General features: G+C 66.7%; 16 protein-coding genes. 7 read left to right on the top strand and 9 right to left on the bottom strand.

What is annotated here, in order from left to right; translation table 11 throughout:
* The first annotated feature begins 339 nt into the window (after positions 1-339).
* The 6 genes from acpS to tsaD are packed head-to-tail and all read left to right on the top strand — an operon-like array spanning position 340 to position 7281.
* Positions 340-870, top strand: coding sequence for a holo-ACP synthase (gene acpS, locus QUW00_RS05315; RefSeq protein ID WP_289613352.1), 531 nt, complete (start codon positions 340-342; stop codon positions 868-870).
* Between the two features lie 15 nt (positions 871-885).
* The gene (locus QUW00_RS05320) at positions 886-2502 is read left to right on the top strand and encodes an NAD(P)H-hydrate dehydratase (protein ID WP_289613353.1); all 1617 of its coding nucleotides are present in this window, start codon (positions 886-888) and stop codon (positions 2500-2502) included.
* Positions 2503-2505: 3 nt separating this feature from the next.
* On the top strand, positions 2506-3657 hold the full coding sequence (gene alr, locus QUW00_RS05325; RefSeq protein WP_289613354.1) for an alanine racemase: 1152 nt from the start codon (positions 2506-2508) through the stop codon (positions 3655-3657).
* Between the two features lie 9 nt (positions 3658-3666).
* The gene (locus QUW00_RS05330) at positions 3667-4326 is read left to right on the top strand and encodes a uracil-DNA glycosylase (RefSeq protein ID WP_289613355.1); all 660 of its coding nucleotides are present in this window, start codon (positions 3667-3669) and stop codon (positions 4324-4326) included.
* A 2-nt stretch (positions 4327-4328) separates the two neighbouring features.
* Positions 4329-4832 carry a tRNA (adenosine(37)-N6)-threonylcarbamoyltransferase complex ATPase subunit type 1 TsaE gene (gene tsaE / locus QUW00_RS05335; RefSeq protein WP_289613356.1) on the top strand — a complete coding sequence of 168 codons (504 nt, stop codon included), beginning with the start codon at positions 4329-4331 and terminating at the stop codon, positions 4830-4832.
* A gap of 31 nt (positions 4833-4863) precedes the next feature.
* The gene (gene tsaD / locus QUW00_RS05340) at positions 4864-7281 is read left to right on the top strand and encodes a tRNA (adenosine(37)-N6)-threonylcarbamoyltransferase complex transferase subunit TsaD (protein ID WP_289613357.1); all 2418 of its coding nucleotides are present in this window, start codon (positions 4864-4866) and stop codon (positions 7279-7281) included.
* Between the two features lie 32 nt (positions 7282-7313).
* Here tsaD and QUW00_RS05345 read toward each other — a convergent pair whose 3' ends face one another.
* The 7 genes from QUW00_RS05345 to QUW00_RS05375 all read right to left on the bottom strand — a co-directional run bounded on the left by QUW00_RS05345 (position 7314) and on the right by QUW00_RS05375 (position 13722).
* Complete coding sequence (locus tag QUW00_RS05345; RefSeq protein ID WP_289613358.1) at positions 7314-7985, bottom strand: HAD family hydrolase; 672 nt, start codon at positions 7983-7985, stop codon at positions 7314-7316.
* A 36-nt stretch (positions 7986-8021) separates the two neighbouring features.
* A complete protein-coding gene (gene hypE / locus QUW00_RS05350; RefSeq protein WP_289613359.1) occupies positions 8022-9044 on the bottom strand; it encodes a hydrogenase expression/formation protein HypE in 1023 nt (340 codons plus the stop codon).
* A gap of 75 nt (positions 9045-9119) precedes the next feature.
* Positions 9120-10235 carry a hydrogenase formation protein HypD gene (gene hypD, locus QUW00_RS05355; RefSeq protein ID WP_289613360.1) on the bottom strand — a complete coding sequence of 372 codons (1116 nt, stop codon included), beginning with the start codon at positions 10233-10235 and terminating at the stop codon, positions 9120-9122.
* On the bottom strand, positions 10232-10489 hold the full coding sequence (locus QUW00_RS05360; RefSeq protein ID WP_289613361.1) for a HypC/HybG/HupF family hydrogenase formation chaperone: 258 nt from the start codon (positions 10487-10489) through the stop codon (positions 10232-10234). The genes hypD and QUW00_RS05360 overlap by 4 nt, the downstream gene beginning before the upstream one ends.
* Positions 10490-10590: 101 nt before the next feature.
* Positions 10591-13020: a carbamoyltransferase HypF gene (gene hypF / locus QUW00_RS05365; protein ID WP_289613362.1), complete on the bottom strand. Its 2430-nt coding sequence runs from the start codon at positions 13018-13020 to the stop codon at positions 10591-10593.
* Between the two features lie 11 nt (positions 13021-13031).
* Positions 13032-13472: a nickel-responsive transcriptional regulator NikR gene (gene nikR, locus QUW00_RS05370; protein ID WP_289613363.1), complete on the bottom strand. Its 441-nt coding sequence runs from the start codon at positions 13470-13472 to the stop codon at positions 13032-13034.
* 1 nt (position 13473) lies between these two features.
* On the bottom strand, positions 13474-13722 hold the full coding sequence (locus tag QUW00_RS05375) for a hypothetical protein (protein WP_289613364.1): 249 nt from the start codon (positions 13720-13722) through the stop codon (positions 13474-13476).
* Positions 13723-13870: 148 nt separating this feature from the next.
* Here QUW00_RS05375 and QUW00_RS05380 point away from each other — a divergent pair, with 148 nt between their 5' ends.
* Positions 13871-14044 (top strand): hypothetical protein, encoded by a 174-nt coding sequence (locus QUW00_RS05380; protein WP_289613365.1) that lies wholly within the window; start codon positions 13871-13873, stop codon positions 14042-14044.
* A 48-nt stretch (positions 14045-14092) separates the two neighbouring features.
* Here the strand turns inward: QUW00_RS05380 and QUW00_RS05385 are convergent, their stop codons facing one another.
* Positions 14093-14770: a transposase gene (locus QUW00_RS05385; RefSeq protein WP_289613366.1), complete on the bottom strand. Its 678-nt coding sequence runs from the start codon at positions 14768-14770 to the stop codon at positions 14093-14095.
* 323 nt (positions 14771-15093) lie between these two features.
* Positions 15094-16419: an SLC13 family permease gene (locus QUW00_RS05390; protein ID WP_289613367.1), complete on the bottom strand. Its 1326-nt coding sequence runs from the start codon at positions 16417-16419 to the stop codon at positions 15094-15096.
* Positions 16420-16456: the final 37 nt, after the last annotated feature.

Here is a 16456-nt window from a genome sequence, read left to right on the forward strand (position 1 = left end):
TAAGCCGGCCAGCGCCGATGGTACTGCGGGGTAAGCCCGTGGGAGAGCAGGGCGCCGCTGACCGGTGGACGGCGTTTCGAGGAGGGGCCCCTTCGGGGGCCCCTTTTCTTTTTACAAGGACAATTTGACATCGTTGATGATTCATCCATCAACCGTTTCTCAACGATTAGACGCTCGGCTCATTCGAGCAGTCGCTGGTTACCGCGATCGTGCTGCTCGTTTTTGCATCGCCGCTCCTCGGCCTTCGTCGTGGTGTCTGTGCATATATGGTTCATCTGCGTGGTGTTGCGAGTACAATGAACCATACGTATGTGTATATCCGACAGATTGGTGATTTGCATGGCCGAGGCCGCTATCGGTGTCGACATCGTCGAGATCCAGCGATTCGAGGAGATCCTTCGGCGTACCCCGTCGTTCGCTCAGCGCATGTTTACCGAGCAGGAGCGTGCCTACTGTGAGCGATCGTCTCGTCCCGCCGCGCACTATGCGTGCCGTTTCGCCGCTCGCGAGGCGGTGCTTAAGGCCTTGGGCACCGGTTTCGGGCAGGGAGTGGGCCGTAAGGACGTGTCCGTCGAGCGTGATCCCAACGGACGTCCGCGCGCCGTTCTTTCAGGAAGGGCCCTTGAGATTGCCCAAGAAAAGGGCATTGTCGAGGTGGCTTTGTCGCTCTCGTTTACGAGCGGCCTTGCCGTCGCCAATGCCATGGCGATTACCGATTCTGCGCGCCCGAAGCCCAAGGCGACCAAGCAGGATGAGAAGGCCATGATAGCCCAGTCGTTTCGGGATGCACGCTCGGTGCTCGACGATCTCGAGCGCGTATCGATTGATGACGCATCTGAAACCGCTGTCGATTCCGACGATCTGCAGTAAAGACGGGAGTGTGCGATGAAGCCTATTTTGAGCACCGAGGAAGTCGTTCGCCTCGAGGATATCATCGAGCGGCAGGGAACGTCTAAAGCCGAGCTCATGGAGCATGCTGGCGAGTTTGTCGCCACGTTGGCGCTCGGGTACGAGCCCCACGAGGTCGTCGTGCTTGCCGGTTTCGGCAACAATGGCGGTGATGGCTGGGTTGCTGCGGATATTCTGCAACAGCGCGGTATCCACGTCGTTGTCGTGACGCCTGTCGAGCCCAACGAAATCCCGAGTGCGCTTGCGCGCCATGTCGCCCGTCGCACCGCTGGTCGCGAGGTGACGGTCGTCGTCGGTCCTTCTCGTGACGAGCTTGCCGAACTGATGGAAAAGGCTGACGTCGTTATCGACTCCATTTTGGGTACTGGTTTTCACGGTGCGGTGCGTCCTCCCTTCTCCATCTGGATTCCTACGGTCAACGAGCTCGCCAAGCATGTAATCTCCGTCGACGTTCCGTCAGGCTTGGATGCCCAGACGGGTGTCGTCGAGGACTGCTGCATCCGCGCTGACAAGACCGCGACCATGATCGCGCCGAAGATCGGCCTATACAGCGCTGACGGTCCGAGCTACGTAGGCGAGCTGGTGTGCGGCGAGCTGTATGACAACCTCGATGAGGTCATCGACGATGTCGACCATGCCGCCGAGATCGTCCAGGCAGGTGACTTGGTTGAGTTCATGGAGCCCCTGCCTGCCAACGTGAACAAATACTCCCGCGGTTCCGTTCTGATCGTGGCCGGTTCTGCCCGGTATCCCGGCGCCGCGATGATGGCTGCCAAGGCTGCGGCGCGCGCCGGCGCGGGCTATGTCGCTGTTGCCGCGCCCGACGCGTGCGCCAACCTGATTCGCATGGCGCTGCCGTCCGTTCCTGTTATTGCCATTCCCTCGGATTCCCGCGGTTCGTTTGGCGCTGCCGCCCGCTCGGTCGTGTGCGAGATCGCGCCCAAATACGATTGCGTGCTGTGCGGGCCCGGCATGACCACGGCCGCCGGCTGCATGCAGGTGGTAAGCGGCCTGCTGGAGCTCGACATCCCCTTGATTCTCGATGCGGACGCCCTGAACTGCCTCGCCCGCTTGGCGATCGACGGCATCGACAAGACGCCGGAGCTGTACCGCCGCGAGGCGCCGCTCATCCTGACGCCGCATCACCGCGAGCTCTCCCGTCTGGTTGGCGACGCTCCGGTGGACGATCTGGGCACTGCCATCGATGCCGCGCAGCGCATCGTGTGGGCTGTGGGCTCCGACAACCTCATCGTCGTCGCCAAGGGCGCCACAACCGCCATCGTGGGCGTCGAGAAGGTGCTGATTCCCATGTCGGGTCCCGCGTCGCTTGCGACCGCGGGCTCGGGTGACGTGCTTGCCGGCATCCTCGCGGGAGCCGTCGCCACGTCGCACGGCGAGGTCGACCACTGGGAGCTTCTGGCCTCCTATGCCGTGGCGATCCACTCGTATACCGGATTCGCTGCAGCGGCTGAGTACGGCGAGCGCAGCGTGATCGCGACTGACCTCATCGATCTGATCGGTGAGGCCATGCAGCTCGTCGAGAACGAGGCGTGCAAGGATCTGGGAATCTCTGCCGACCAAGGAGATGAATAGCCGATGATCGGTCGCAAGGAGCCGGCAACCCGGTGGGCGTGGGTCGAGATCGACCAGGGCGCCCTGCGTCGCAACACGCGCGCCTTCAAGAACCTGCTGGGTCCCCGTCAGCGGCTGTGCTGCGTCATCAAGGCCGACGCCTACGGTCACGGCGCGGTGGCGTGCGCCAAGGTCATGCACGCGACGGGCTGCGACATGTTCGCCGTCGCCACGGTGCTGGAGGGCGTCGAGCTCCGTCAGGGCGGTATCGAGGAGCCGATCCTTGTGCTGTCCGAACCTCCGCTGACCGCGATCGATACGCTGCTTGAATATCGCCTGATGCCGTCGGTCTACACGTCCGAGTTCGCGCTCGCCTACGGTGAGCGCGCAGTGAGCCTCGGTACGGTGGGCAAGTACCACATGGCGATTGAGACCGGTATGAACCGTATTGGCGTGCATTACACCGAAGTGCTCGACTTCAGGCGTGAGATCGATTTCCACCGCGGTATCCAGTGCGACGGCGTGTTTACCCACTTCGCGACGGCTGACGAGTCGAGCGGATGGGACTACCAGCTTCAAAGGACCCGCTTCGACGAGGCGGTCGGCGCCCTGCGCGACGCCGGCTTTGAGTGCGGCATCGTCCACTGCGACAACACCGCCGCGTCGATTCTGGACGCGTCGTCCCATTACGACATGATTCGCGCGGGCATCGGCCTGTACGGTCTGCAGCCCTGCGAGGCGACGCGCCCCGTCTTTCCGCTCGAGCCGGTCATGAGCGTGCGGGCGCGTGTGACGCGGACCGTGCATCCCGCGATGGGCGAGGGCGTGGGCTACGGCTTCACCTACCGTGTGCCGCGGGCCCGCGTGCAGATCTGCACGCTTCCGGTCGGGTACGCCGACGGTCTTGCGCGCACGCTGTCCAACCGGATGGATGTCCTGTATCGCGGCCAGCGCCTGCGCCAGGTGGGCAATATCTGCATGGACCAGTTCATGGTCGCTATCCAGCAGACCTCCATGCGCCAGATGCCGGAGGCCCAGATGGGCGACGTCATGACGATCGTCGGCCGCGACGGCGACGCCGAGATCACGATGGACGAGATGGCGCGTCTGCGCGGAACCATCAGCTACGAGGTCGCCTGCGGATTCGGCATGCGTCTCGAGAAGGTCTACTGCTGAAGGAGCGCTATGGGCGTTATGCATATTCCCGGTCACGACCGGCAGAAACCGCGCGAGGTCTCGCTTGACGAGATTCGCGACGTCATGGGCGACTGCAGGCTGTGCCCGCTCTATGAGACGCGGACCAAGCTCGTGTTCGGCGTGGGCAACCCGCGGGCGCGCGTGATGTTTGTCGGCGAGGCGCCGGGCCGCAACGAGGATCTGCAGGGCGAGCCGTTTGTCGGGCGCGCCGGCGAGAACCTGAACTCTATCTTGGCGCTTGCCGGCCTGAAGCGCGAGGACATCTATATCGCCAACGTGCTCAAGTGCCGCCCGCCCGGAAACCGCAACCCGCGCCCGGAGGAGGTGCTCGCCTGCTCCCCGTTTTTGCGCGAGCAGATCCGCAGCATCTGGCCGGACATCATCGTGACGCTCGGCAACCCGGCGACGCACTTCGTGCTCAAGACTGAGATTGGCATCACCAAGCTGCGCGGACGCTTCCATCAGATGGGTCACTTCGTGGTCATGCCGACGTTTCATCCGGCCGCCGCGCTGCGCAATCCGGCGTGGCAGGAGCTGCTCGAGCAGGACTTCCGCATGCTCGGCGATTACCTGGCCCGACATCCGGAGGACGGGCCGGTGATCCCCGCGACCGCCCATTCCGACGCGCTGCCGCGGGTGGAGGAGTAGCCATGGCGTTGACGCGCGAGGCGGCATGCCGCTACGAGAGCGAGTCCGCCGAGGATACGATGCGCTTCGGCGAGCTTACCGCCGACGCGTTCGACGAAGGCGACGTGGTCGTGCTCACCGGAGGGCTCGGCGTGGGCAAGACGCACCTCACCAAGGGCATCGCACGGGGGCTGGGGGACGACCGACCGGTCACGAGCCCGACCTTTGCGCTCATGGCGGTGCACGACAAGGGTCGTATCCCGCTGTTTCACTTTGACCTCTACCGCCTTGAGCACGCGTTCGAGCTCGAAGATACCGGGATCTACGACGTCCTCGGATACGAGGGGGTCTGCGTGCTCGAGTGGGGCGAGCAGTTCCAGGACGAGCTGACCGACGAGTACCTCTCGATCACGATCTCCCGCGATGGGCGGGGACCCGAGCTGCGCTCGATTGTTTTGGAGCCGTATGGCGGCCGTGCCGAGCGGCTCGCCGAAGCTATAGATTCGATTATCGCGGCGCGCGCCTAGACGCACCGTCGCATCTGCAAGGATGGACAGGATGGAAAACGACACCTCGCGCCCCTTGGTGGTGGCGATCGACACTTCGACGGATATGCTTGCCTGCGCGGTCGCCCGCTGCGGGCGCGCGAACGACGCCGAGCAGGTCGAGGTGCTCGCCGCCCGCGACCATCTGTGCCGTCGCCATGCCAACGTCGAGCTCGTCAACACGGTTGATGCCGCCCTTGCGGAGGCGGGGGCGGGCATCGCCGACGTGAGCGCCTTTTTCGTCGGGCGCGGTCCCGGATCGTTCACCGGGGTCCGCATCGGCATTTCGACCGCCAAGGGCCTTGCCCGCGGCGCGAACGCGGCGCTGTACGGCGTCTCGACGCTCGATGCGAGCGCATGGACCGCATGGCTGGCGGGAACGCGCGGCATGCTGGCGGTCGCTGCGGACGCGATGCGCGGCGAGGTCTATCCGGCGCTCTATCAGCTTGACGATGAGGGCCCGCGCCGTCTGTTCGAGCGCGAGCGCGTCGTGAAGGCCGCCCTCGCTGCGGACGAGTGGGCCGAGCGCGCCGACGCGCATGAGCTCCAGCTGACGGGCGACGGTTTGGTGCGCTACGCCAAGCTCTTCGAGGATGCCGGCCTCATGGGGCACAGTCTGCCCCGCGAGCTGTGGTGGCCGTCCGGCGAGGGCTTGCTGCGCGCTGCGTGCGCAAACGACGCGGGCTATCCCGCGGGCGACGGCGATCCCGCGCTCGTGTTACCGGTCTATACGCGCCTCTCCGATGCCGAGGAAAACGAGCGCAAGCGCCTGGGGCTTACCGAGAGCGCCAACGCCGCCCTCACCGGCGTCGCCGACGAGCTCGCCGGCCGTCACCTGCAGGTGCGCCCGATGGCGGCCGCGGACGCCGAGGCCATGGCGGCCCTCGAGGCCGAGAGCTTTGCCGGTGCGGGCCATGAGCCCTGGAGCGCCTCGATGTTTTTGTCGGAGCTCGACCCCGATGCGGCCGCTGCGCGCACCTGGTGGGTCGCCCACGACAACGGCGAGCTGCTCGGATTTGCCGGGGGCATGGTCGTCGACACCGATATCGAGATCCTCGACGTCGCGGTGGCCGTCGAGCACCGGCGGGAGGGCATCGCCCGCAAACTGCTGTCGCACGTGAGCTATGACGCCCAGATGCTCGGCTGCACGACCGCCTCCCTGGAGGTCGAGGACGGCAACGACGCCGCGCGCGCCCTGTACGAGAGCCTGGGCTTTGCCGAGGTCGGCCGCCGTCGGAACTATTACGGGCAGGGGCGCGACGCCGTCGTGATGAGCTCGACGCTTCCGCTGGTCTTGCCCCTGGATGCCGCCTCTCCCGAGCCCACCGCCGCAGTCCGTCGCGCCTGGCCGCTTCCTGCGCCCGTGCGGACGGATGCCGAGCGGGCCGAGATCGAGCGCCGTCAGCTCGTGCTGGCGATCGAGAGCTCGTGCGACGAGACGGCGGTGGCGATTATCGACGCGCAGGGCAACCTGCTCGCCAACCAGGTGTCCACGCAGATCGACTTCCACGCACGCTTCGGCGGCGTGGTGCCCGAGATCGCCTCGCGCAAGCACGTCGAGGTCATCGTGGGCGTGGTCGACGCTGCGCTCGAGGAGGCCGCCGCGTCGCTGGGGCTTGCCGGCGGCGCGATCGCGCCGGGCGAGCTTGCGGCGGTCGGCGTGACCCAGGGCCCGGGCCTCGTGGGGGCGCTCGTCGTGGGCGTCGCGTTTGCCAAGGGCTTCGCCTATGCTGCCGGCAAGCCGTTGATCTGTGTGAATCACCTTGAGGGCCATCTGTACGCCAACCTGCTGACCACCCCCGACCTCAAGCCGCCCTTCATCTTCACCCTCGTGTCGGGTGGGCACACCATGCTTGTCCACGTGCGCGCATGGGGCGACTACGAGGTGCTCGGCGAGACGCTCGACGACGCGGTGGGCGAGGCGTTCGACAAGGTCGCCAAGGCGCTTGGTCTGGGGTATCCGGGCGGACCGGTCATCTCCCGCCTGGCCGAGACCGGCGACCCACATGCCATCGAGTTCCCGCGCGCCCTCAACCGGCGCGGCGATTACCGCTTCTCCCTGTCCGGCCTGAAGACCGCCGTCATGCTCTACATCGAGCAGGAGCAGCGCGCGGGCCGTCCGATCCACCTGCCTGATCTGGCGGCGTCGTTTGAGGCGGCCGTCTTCGACGTGCAGTACAAGAAGGCGAAAAACGCGCTGCGCGAGACGGGCGCCCGCGAATACTGCATCGGCGGCGGCGTCGCCGCCAACCCGCACCTGCGCGAGATGATGGTGAGCAAGCTCACCCGCCAGGGGATCCGCGTGACGGTTCCGCCGCAGAACGCCTGCACGGACAATGCGGCGATGATCGCTGTCGTCGCGCGCGAGAAGTTCGGTCGGGGCGAGTTCGCGTCCTTCGACGTGGACGCCGACCCGAATATGACGCTGTAGGGAGCTTTCGGAAGGCGGGGACGAGGGTTGCCCTAGCCTTCGCACACGATGTCGATGAGCTGCGCGGGCGCGTCGATGATGTAGTCGGCGCCCGCGGCCTCGAGCTCATCGCGGCCGCGGAAACCCCAAGCCGCACCGGTGACGCGCAGGCCCGCGTTGTGGCCGGTCTCGACGTCGACGTTTGAGTCGCCCACGTAGAGCGTTCGCTTCGGGTCGGCATCGAGCTGCTCCAGAACATGCAGGGTTATGGGTGCGGCCGGTTTGGGCTCGTAGCCTTCGATATGGCCCTGCACCAGCTGAAAGCAACCGGCTCCAAAGTGTCGGTCGACGAGCGGGGTGGCGGCGGTGTGGTCCTTGTTGGTGAGGACGGCGAGCGTGACGCCCGACGTCCGGAGCGCCGAAAGCATGTCGATGACGCCCTCATAGGGCTTCGTGTGATCGTATTTATGCTCCTCATAGCAGGAACGCAGCTCGGCGAGGGCACGCCCCAGCACGGTGGCGTCGCCGGCGAACTCCGCCGGTGCGATGCGCTCGACGAGGCGCTCCATGCCGTTGCCGACCTTGTAGCGGTATGCGTGCACGGGGAAGGTGGGCCAGCCGAACAGCTCGCAGGTATGGTTTGCGGCAAACGCGAGGTCCTCGAGGGTATCGAGAATCGTGCCATCCAGATCGAAGATCACGTGGCTGAAGACGGGAGTGCTCACAGGGGGTCCTTTCCGGACTGTTGGACGGACGCGGTACTAGCAGATGCGGGGAAGCTGCTCGCCGACGAGCATGTCGAGGATGCGGGTGGCGCCCCAGCCGGTGCGGACGCGCACGTGCGCCTCGCGGCCGGGATCGAGCTCGAGCACGCGTCCGATGATCGCGGCGTTCTCGCCGTACGGCGCGCCGCGCATCGCCTCGAGGGCGGCCTGGGCTTCCTCGGCGGGCACGACGGCAACCATCTTGCCCTCGTTGGCCACCTGCAGCGGATCGTAGCCGAGCATCTCGCAGGCGCCGCGCACCTCCGGCCGCACGGGGATGGCATCCTCGTCGACCTCGATGGCGACGCCGCTCGCGTCGGCGAATTCATTGAGGGTGCTCGCCAGGCCGCCGCGCGTGGGATCGCGGAAGCACCGCGCGTGCGGTGCGGCGTCCATGGCGGCTGCGATAAGGTGGTTCAAGGGCGCGGCGTCGCTTTGTATGTCGGTTGCGAACGCGAGGCCCTCGCGCGTGCTCATGACGGCGATGCCATGGTCGCCGAGCGTGCCCGACACCAAGACGACGTCGCCGGGGCGGCAGTTGGCGCCCGAGAGGTTCACGCCGCACGGCACCTCGCCCACGCCGGCCGTGCTGATGTACACGCCGTCGGCGCTGCCACGGCCGACGACCTTGGTGTCACCCGTGACGATGCGCACGCCGGCCTCGCGCGCGGCGTCGGCCATGGATCGGACAATGGTGCGCAGATCGTCGAGGGGATAGCCCTCCTCGAGGATGAAGCCGCAGGAAAGATAGCGCACGCGGGCGCCGCTCGTGGCGACGTCGTTGACCGTGCCGCATACGGCGAGCCGGCCGATATCGCCGCCGGGGAAGAACGGCGGCGTCACCACGAAGCTGTCGCACGACATGGCGATGCGGCCGGTGCCGGGCAGCTCGCCCACGCCGGCGTCGTTTCCCTCCAGCAGCTCGGGCGAGCCGAACGCCTCGAGAAAGACCTCGTCTATCAGGCGCTTCATCATCTGGCCACCCGATCCGTGACCCAAGAGCACCGTGTTGTCTGCCATGGTCGACTCCTTGTTCCAAAGCCGCGTGGCGGCATGCGTATCGCCGGCGCCGCCTCGTGCCGTCGCGATGTCGCGTCAGACGCGGTAGCGATGGTATGCCGCGCAGCTGCCCTCGCTCGATACCATGCACGGACCGACCGGATGCTCCGGCGTGCAGGCATGTCCGAACAGCGGGCAGGTGTCGGGTGCGATGCGCCCGCGCAGCACGTCCCCGCAGCGGCAGCCGCGCGGCTCCTGCGTCGGCTCAACGTGCACGTCGAACCTCCGTTGCGCATCATAGCACGCGTATTCCTCGCGGATGCGCAGGCCCGAAGCGCAAAGCTCGCCGAGGCCGCGCCACGTGGCGCCGACCGTCTCGAAGACCTGCTCGGTCAGGGCGCGCGCGGTCGGGTTGCCGTCGGCGTTCACCCCGCGGCGATAGGCGTTGACGATATCGGGCGTGCCGTCGATGATCATGCGCACGAGCAGCTCGATGCTCGCGAGGATGTCGACGGGCTCGAACCCGGTCACCGCGCCCGGCAGGCCGAACTCGTCCACGAGGAAGCGGTAGGGCGCAAGACCGGTGATGGTCGACACGTGCCCCGGCAGGATGAAGCCGTCGATGCGCGTCTGCGGGTCGTCGGCGATGGCGCGCAGCGCGGGCGGCGTCAGCTTGTTGGCGCACAGCATGGAGAAGTTGGCGAGGTTGCGCTCGGCCGCATCGAGCAGGCAGGCCGCTATGGCCGGCGTCGTGGTTTCGAATCCGACGCTCACGAAGACGACCTGGCGGCCAGGTTCATCCTCGGCGATGCGCAGGGCATCGAGCGGGGAGTAGACGATGCGCACGTCGCGTCCGGCGGCTTTTTCGGCTGCGAGCGAGGAGGTCGATCCGGGGACGCGCATCATGTCGCCGAACGTGGCGATCGTGACGCCCTCGATGCGCGCGATGGCGATCGCGCGGTCGATATCGCGGTTGGCGGTCACGCAGACCGGGCAGCCGGGGCCCGAGAGCAAGCGAAGGCCCGCGGGCATGACGGAGCGGAAGCCGAAGCGCCCGATGCTCATCGTATGCGTGCCGCAGACCTCCATGAGGTTGATGGAGCGGTTGCCGACCGCGCCGCGGATGCGCGCGATGAGGTCGCGCGCGAGGCCGGGGTCGCGAAACGCGGAGAAATCGATGGCGGCGGCCTGCGGCCCGCTCACCGCGCTCATGCGCGGTCGCCCGCAGCGCCGGGGAGCTCTTCTTCTACCAGCTCGTCGAGCTCGCGCATGAGGGCGATGGTCTCGGCAGCCTCCTGGGGGTCGATGACCTGGATTGCGAAGCCCGCGTGCACGAGCACGTAGTCGCCGAGCGCGGCATCGGGCACCAGGCGCAGCGATACCTCGCGGCGCGCTCCGAGCATGTCGGCGACGGCGCTCCCATCCTGCGTCATCGATACGATTTTCCCGGGTACAGCCAGGCACATGGGCAGCTCACTCCTTTTTCGGGCGCGGTGTCGCGGCCCGCGATTGTCTGTGGGACATGGTACCGCGCGCGCCCCGGCAGGACAACGCTCGCGGTCGGGCTTCAGCGCGGAGCTTGAGCCAGCCGAGCGCGCGCGACCGACGCCTGGCCGTAGGCGATGCAGCCGTCGTTGACCGGGACGGTGCGGGGCACAAGAACGGTGCAGCCATCCGCGCGAAGCAGATGCGTGACGTCCTCGAGCAGCAGGCGATTGAGGAACACGCCGCCCGAGAGCGCGACCGTTGTGATGCCGGTGTCCTTGCGAATGAGGTATACCGTGCGAAGGATCAGGGCGGCCATGTCGCGGTGGAAGGCGAGCGCGATCTCATCGACCGGTATGCCGGCGGCGATGCGGTCGAGAATCCGGGCAATTATCGGCAGGGTGTCGACTACGTATGCCCCCTGCCCGCCTTTTTCGGCCGGGCGGTCGGGGCCGTGGAGTGCTTCGTACGGGCTGCCCTGCGCGACCGCGCACCACGCCGCGGCTTCGAGCTCGCATGCGGGCTCTCCCTCATAGGTCGCCTTGCCGCAGATGCCCAGCAGGGCTGCTGCTGCGTCGAACAGCCTGCCCGCGCTGCTCGTAAGCGGGCTGTTGAGCCCGCGTTCGATCATGGTGGCGATGACGGCGCGCTCCTGCTCGCCCAGGTCGCGCAGGAGGGTCGCGGCGCCGGGATGCTCGAGCAGGCCGAGGGCGTGGAGCAGCGAGAACGCGCAGCGCCGTGCGTCGCGGATGGAGGCCGCGCCTCCGGGCAGGCGCCAGGTGCGCAGGTGCGCGGCGCGTTGGGCGCCGGAGAGCGTGGCGACAAGGAACTCGCCGCCCCAGACGGTGCCGTCCGCGCCTGCGCCGGTGCCGTCGAACGCGATGCCGATGACGGGTTCCGCGAGATCATGGACGCCCGCGCTTGCCGCCTCCGCTATGACGGAAGCGATGTGGGCGTGATGGTGCTGGACCTCGATCAGGGGGGTGCCGTGGCGATGCGCCTGCTCGCGCGCCCAGCGGCTTACCTGATAGCCAGGGTGCGCATCGCAGGCGAGGGCGGCGGGGCGCAGGTCGAACAGGGTCTCCAGGCGCTCGCGCGCCTCGTGCCAGGCCTCGAGGGCGGCGGCGTTCTCAAGATCGCCGATGTGCTGCGACACGAAGCAGGATGCGCCGCCATCCTGCTCCTCGCGCGTGAGGGCGAGGGTTGATTTCTGCTCGGGGCCGCACGCGAGCACGCTGGGCGCCCGCACCCCTGCGTGGGGGAGGGTAGGCAGCGGAAGCGGCTGCGGCGCGTAGCCGCGGGCGCGCCGTACGGACAGGGCCGTGCCGTCGACGACGCGCATCACCGAGTCGTCGTAGCGCGACAGGATGGCGCGGTCGTTGCCCAGCAGGGCGTCTGCGATGCCCGTCGCGACGAGGTGGTTCCAGGCGCGCGCGTCGTCGACCTCGATGGGCTCCTCGCTGATGTTGCCGCTCGTCATCACGAGCGCGCCGACGCCGTGACGATCGCAGGCCGCAAGCAGAAGGTGCTGCAGGGGCGTATAGGGCAGCATGACGCCCACATCGGGCATGTCGCCTGCGACGGCTTCGGCGATGAGGGGCTCATGTGCCCCGGGGCGCCGTCGCATGAGGACGATCGGATGGGCGCTGCTTTCCAGAAGCTCGATCGCTTGATTGTTGGGCACGCAGCAGCGCCTATAGAACGCGTCCATGTGTGCGCGGTCCATCATGACAGCAAGCGGCTTGTTGCTGCGGCGCTTGCGGCGGCGCAGCTCACGGACGGATGCCTCGTCGGCCGCATTGCAGGCGAGATGGAACCCGCCCAAGCCCTTGATGGCGACGATGCGACCGTGTGCGAGCAGGTCGGCGCATCGCCCGATGATCGCATCGCTCGTCTCGCGCGTCGTGCCCACGGAAGGTTCCGCATCGCCGGACTCGCGCCAGGTAATGTGCGGACCGCAGGCGAAGCATGCATCCGGCTGGGCATGAAAGCGCCGGTCGGCGGGATCGGCGTACTCGGCGGCGCACGCGGGGCACATGGGGAAGCGATCCATGGAGGTCGCGGGCCGGTCGTAGGGCAGCGATCGGATGATGGTGAAGCGCGGGCCGCAGTTCGTGCAGTTGATGAAGGGGTAATGGTAGCGCCGGTCGGCGGGATCGAACAGTTCGCGCAGGCAGTCTTCGCAGGTCGCGATATCGGGGGAGACGAGCGTCGTGCGCTCGCTTTCCCCGTCCGAGGCGATGATGGAGAAGCCGGGTGCGCGGTCGGTCGCCGGGCAGACGCGCACCTCGATGTGCTCGATGCGCGCTGCGGCGGGCGCGTCGCACTCGAGAGCGCGCACGAAGGCGTCGATATCGCCCGGCGTTCCGTGCGCCTCGATGTGGACGCCATCGCCGGCGTTGTTCACCCATCCCGAGATGTCGTGCTCCAGAGCCTTTCGGTAGACGAACGGCCGCATGCCGACGCCTTGGACGATACCCGTGACGTGTATGTGCGCGTGCCCGGTCTCCATTGCGTCGAACCTTAGATATCCAGGCTTGCACCCGTTGCGGCGCAGGTCAGCTCGCCGTGCTTGACGCCGCGAAGCCCCAGCAGCCGGTCGGCGAGTTCGTAGACGCGCGATCCCAGGCCTTTGAGGGCGAGGATTTCCAAGCAGTTGTGATGGTCGAGGTGCACGTGCATGGTCGAGACGATCTCCGCCGTGAAATCGTGCTGAATCTCGTCGAGCCTGCGCGTGAGGTCCCCGGTGTGGTGGTCGTAGATCATCGTGAGCGAACCGATGACCTGCTCGTCGGGAGTGCGAAGGCTGTCTTGGACGAGCGCCGCGCGCATGAGGTCGCGTATCGCCTCGGAGCGGTTGCGCGCCTCGCCGCGGCGCGCGATGAGCGCATCGTACTCGTGCAGCAGGTCCTCGGGGACGGCCACGGAAAACCGGGCAAGTTCAGCGCTGTCCGCCGCGCCCATATCAGACCAGCTTCACGGTGCCGACGCTGTTGTGGTCGGCCTCGATGGCGTCCTCGTAGCCGGCAAGCGCCGCGCGCGCCTCGCCGAGGGCGTCCATCGCCGCCTGCAGCTTGGAGCCGATGCGCTCCATGTCGAACGCCTCGGTTGCGTGCAGAAGGTCGTGGCTCCAGGACCGTGCGAGCTCGATGGTGTCGTCAACCTGCTTGACGCTCATCGCGAGCTGGCTCATGTTCATGCCGGTATCGTGCATAGTGCCTCCTTGTCGATTTCGTCCAGTGTAGCGCAAACCGGAAGGGGGCAGGCGCCATCGAGGCCGCACGCAGCCGCCAGGCGCGAGCATCCGTTCATCGCGAAATGTCGGCCGTTCACCGTCCCGAATCAACCGGCAGGGTCTCATGATGCAGCAGCTCAACTCCGAGAAGCTGCTGGTCCAGGGCGCCATCGAGGGGTCCTACGAGAAAGTCCTCCAGGCGTTCACCCTCAACAAGACCGTGCCGTCCATGACGGTTGCCAAGGCCGTGCTCGATGACATGATTGAGGCCAACAAGGACTTCTGGCCCGAGCTCCATTAGGGCCTGCGCCCATCTTCGGGCATCGCTAACGTGCGGGAAGGGGCTGTATTAGAAGTCGTTTCCCGAACTCAGCCCCGTGAAGGCGGCCCGTCCCGGTTCCCCGGGGCGGGCCGCCGCCGTTCCCTGCGATGCCGCAGCCATCCGTGAAGAAGGGCGGGGAGGGGCTATTCCTCCTGCCCCTGGTCCTCCCTGAGGCCCGCCAGGAACATCTTGCGTATGTTGTGGCCGGTCGCGGTGCCTCAGGGTCGGCTTCCTCCGCGTGAAGCTGAACCTGTTGGCGACGGCCCCGACCTTCGCGCCGTCCAGGAAGCAGGTCTCGAGGGCGATGCGCCCCGCCTCGGCGAGCACGGCCACGACCTCGGCGAAGACCTCCTCGAAGACGGAGCGCGCCCGCTCGGTGCGGAACCCGTTGACGGTGGAGTGGCCGAGCGGCTCCATGCCGGTGAGCTGCATGGGGTTGATGTTCTCCCGCGTCGCGGCCGCTATCTTCCTGCTCGAGCAGATGCCGCCCGCGCAGCGGAACAGGACCACCTTGGGCATCATAGCGGGGTCGTGGGCGGAGGCGCCGCCCCCCGGGCAGGGCGACCCGGGCAGGCGCCTGTCCATGCGCCCGACGGCCGCGTCCACGAGCCTGACCATCGCGTTCGCGGGGATCGGGTCGGAGACGTCGGGCGGCAGCGGCATCGGCTGGCGCTGGCGGCAGGGGCGGAACCTGGGTCCTGGCATGGCGTCCCCCGCTCTCCGGGTGATAGCTCAATTATACCATAACCGCAGGTAGATAGCTGTTTTAGGGTCTCCGCGCCCCTTGCCGCCGGACCCTTCTGGCGCCCTCCCGGGACAAGGCGAGGGGCCCGCGCCGGAGCGCGGACCCCTCAATCGTTAGGGACCTTATGATACGGGCCCCGCGGGCGTTTCGTTCGGGTATCGCTGCTGCTGCAATGCCCGAACCGTATATCAGACGCGCCGGCTGCCGGTCTAACGTCGAGCGGCCGGCGCGCCCGTAAAGCGCGCATTCGGGTTTGCCGCGCTTTACCGCAAAAGAAGAGGGTCTAGAACACCGGGTAGATGATGGACAGCCAAGCCGCCAGGACGACCCAGATCAGCAGGGTGGGGAACCAGCCCATCTTGAGCATGGTCTTGAGGTCGTAGCCGCCGGCGCCCATTGCGTAGACGACCGTCGAGGTGGCCGTCGGCAGGATGAAGGCGCTCTGGGTGGCAGCCATGACGCAGATGATGCTGCCGATGGGGTTGGCGCCCAGAGCCTCGCAGACCTGGATGGCGATGGGGTAGAAGATGAACGTCGTCGTGCGGTTGTTCAGGAAGTTCGTGCAGATGTAGGGACCGACGCAGAGCAGGATGTAGTACATGAACGTGTTCTGGAAGGTGTTCACCAGGGCGGCGACGGTATTGCCGATGATCTCGCCCGCACCGGTGTTGGTAAGGGCACCGGCCATAACGAGGCCGCCGACGAACATGAGCCAGACCCAGATGGGCAGCGCGCGGGAAGCCTCTTTGGGCTTGAGGACGCCCGTAAAGACCATGAGCAGGGCGCCGGCCATGGTGACGACCCAGTTATCGAGCTGGATGGGCAGCTCGACGGTGCTGACGATGATCAGGGCCAGGGTGACGCCAAAGAAGATGATGAGCGCGGAGGCCTCCTGGAAGGAGCTCAGCTTGGGCTTTTCTAGCTCGGCCTTGGCACGGCCCTTGGTGTCCTGCTCCTCGACGCCCATGATGGCGGTCACAGGCTCTTTGGGCGTGAAGCGCGGGGCGATGAAGATGCAGTAGATGAACATGGCGACGAGCACAGGCCAGCGACCCATGAAGGGGTCGAAGATGCCGGCGCGGTACTCGGAGCCCAACGCCTCGAGCTGCGTGTTGTAGATGGCGTACTCGGTCGCGCCGCTGCCGATGGGCATGCACACGACGCAGGAGATCAGCAGGGCGGCGTAGGGGAACATGACGCGCGAGGGGCTGTAGCCCATGGTCTCGACCGTGGCGGCGAGCATCGGGGCCATGACGCAGAAGACGACCAGGATGCTCGGGATGAACTGCACGAGCAGAAGGCCGATGATGCTGTAGCCCAAAAGCACGAGCGTCAGGCTTCCCCTGGACAGGCGCTGCACGGTCTGCGCCAAGGTCTTGACGAATTGCGTTTTGTTAAATCCCGCTGTGACCACAAACATGGTGCACGTCAGAATACCCGTCGTGTTGCCGAAACTGCTGACGACGACCTCCTCGTCGACGCAGCCCGTGATGAAGAACAAGACGACGCCGAGCACCGTGGTGGTGGCGATGGACTTATAAGGATCCCAGATAAACAGAACCATCAACAAGATGGTGATGGCAAAGCAGATCATGACCTGCATATCCATATGGAACCCTCCTTCCTACGTTGGAAATGGAACAGGC

Source organism: Collinsella tanakaei, assembly GCF_030373545.1.
GTDB classification, from domain to species: Bacteria; Actinomycetota; Coriobacteriia; order Coriobacteriales; family Coriobacteriaceae; genus Collinsella; species Collinsella tanakaei_C.

What these genes read in the sequence shown, in the direction of transcription:
- hypD (WP_289613360.1), bottom strand. Translation starts at nt 10,235, where the DNA reads ATGAGCGCGGTGAGCGGGCCGCAGGCCGCCGCCATCGATTTCTCCGCG.
- hypE (WP_289613359.1), bottom strand. Translation starts at nt 9,044, where the DNA reads ATGGCAGACAACACGGTGCTCTTGGGTCACGGATCGGGTGGCCAGATG.
- tsaE (WP_289613356.1), top strand. Translation starts at nt 4,329, where the DNA reads ATGGCGTTGACGCGCGAGGCGGCATGCCGCTACGAGAGCGAGTCCGCC.
- nikR (WP_289613363.1), bottom strand. Translation starts at nt 13,472, where the DNA reads ATGGGCGCGGCGGACAGCGCTGAACTTGCCCGGTTTTCCGTGGCCGTC.
- acpS (WP_289613352.1), top strand. Translation starts at nt 340, where the DNA reads ATGGCCGAGGCCGCTATCGGTGTCGACATCGTCGAGATCCAGCGATTC.
- QUW00_RS05380 (WP_289613365.1), top strand. Translation starts at nt 13,871, where the DNA reads ATGCAGCAGCTCAACTCCGAGAAGCTGCTGGTCCAGGGCGCCATCGAG.
- hypF (WP_289613362.1), bottom strand. Translation starts at nt 13,020, where the DNA reads ATGGAGACCGGGCACGCGCACATACACGTCACGGGTATCGTCCAAGGC.
- QUW00_RS05360 (WP_289613361.1), bottom strand. Translation starts at nt 10,489, where the DNA reads ATGTGCCTGGCTGTACCCGGGAAAATCGTATCGATGACGCAGGATGGG.
- QUW00_RS05320 (WP_289613353.1), top strand. Translation starts at nt 886, where the DNA reads ATGAAGCCTATTTTGAGCACCGAGGAAGTCGTTCGCCTCGAGGATATC.
- tsaD (WP_289613357.1), top strand. Translation starts at nt 4,864, where the DNA reads ATGGAAAACGACACCTCGCGCCCCTTGGTGGTGGCGATCGACACTTCG.
- QUW00_RS05390 (WP_289613367.1), bottom strand. Translation starts at nt 16,419, where the DNA reads ATGGATATGCAGGTCATGATCTGCTTTGCCATCACCATCTTGTTGATG.
- QUW00_RS05375 (WP_289613364.1), bottom strand. Translation starts at nt 13,722, where the DNA reads ATGCACGATACCGGCATGAACATGAGCCAGCTCGCGATGAGCGTCAAG.
- QUW00_RS05330 (WP_289613355.1), top strand. Translation starts at nt 3,667, where the DNA reads ATGGGCGTTATGCATATTCCCGGTCACGACCGGCAGAAACCGCGCGAG.
- alr (WP_289613354.1), top strand. Translation starts at nt 2,506, where the DNA reads ATGATCGGTCGCAAGGAGCCGGCAACCCGGTGGGCGTGGGTCGAGATC.
- QUW00_RS05385 (WP_289613366.1), bottom strand. Translation starts at nt 14,770, where the DNA reads ATGCCAGGACCCAGGTTCCGCCCCTGCCGCCAGCGCCAGCCGATGCCG.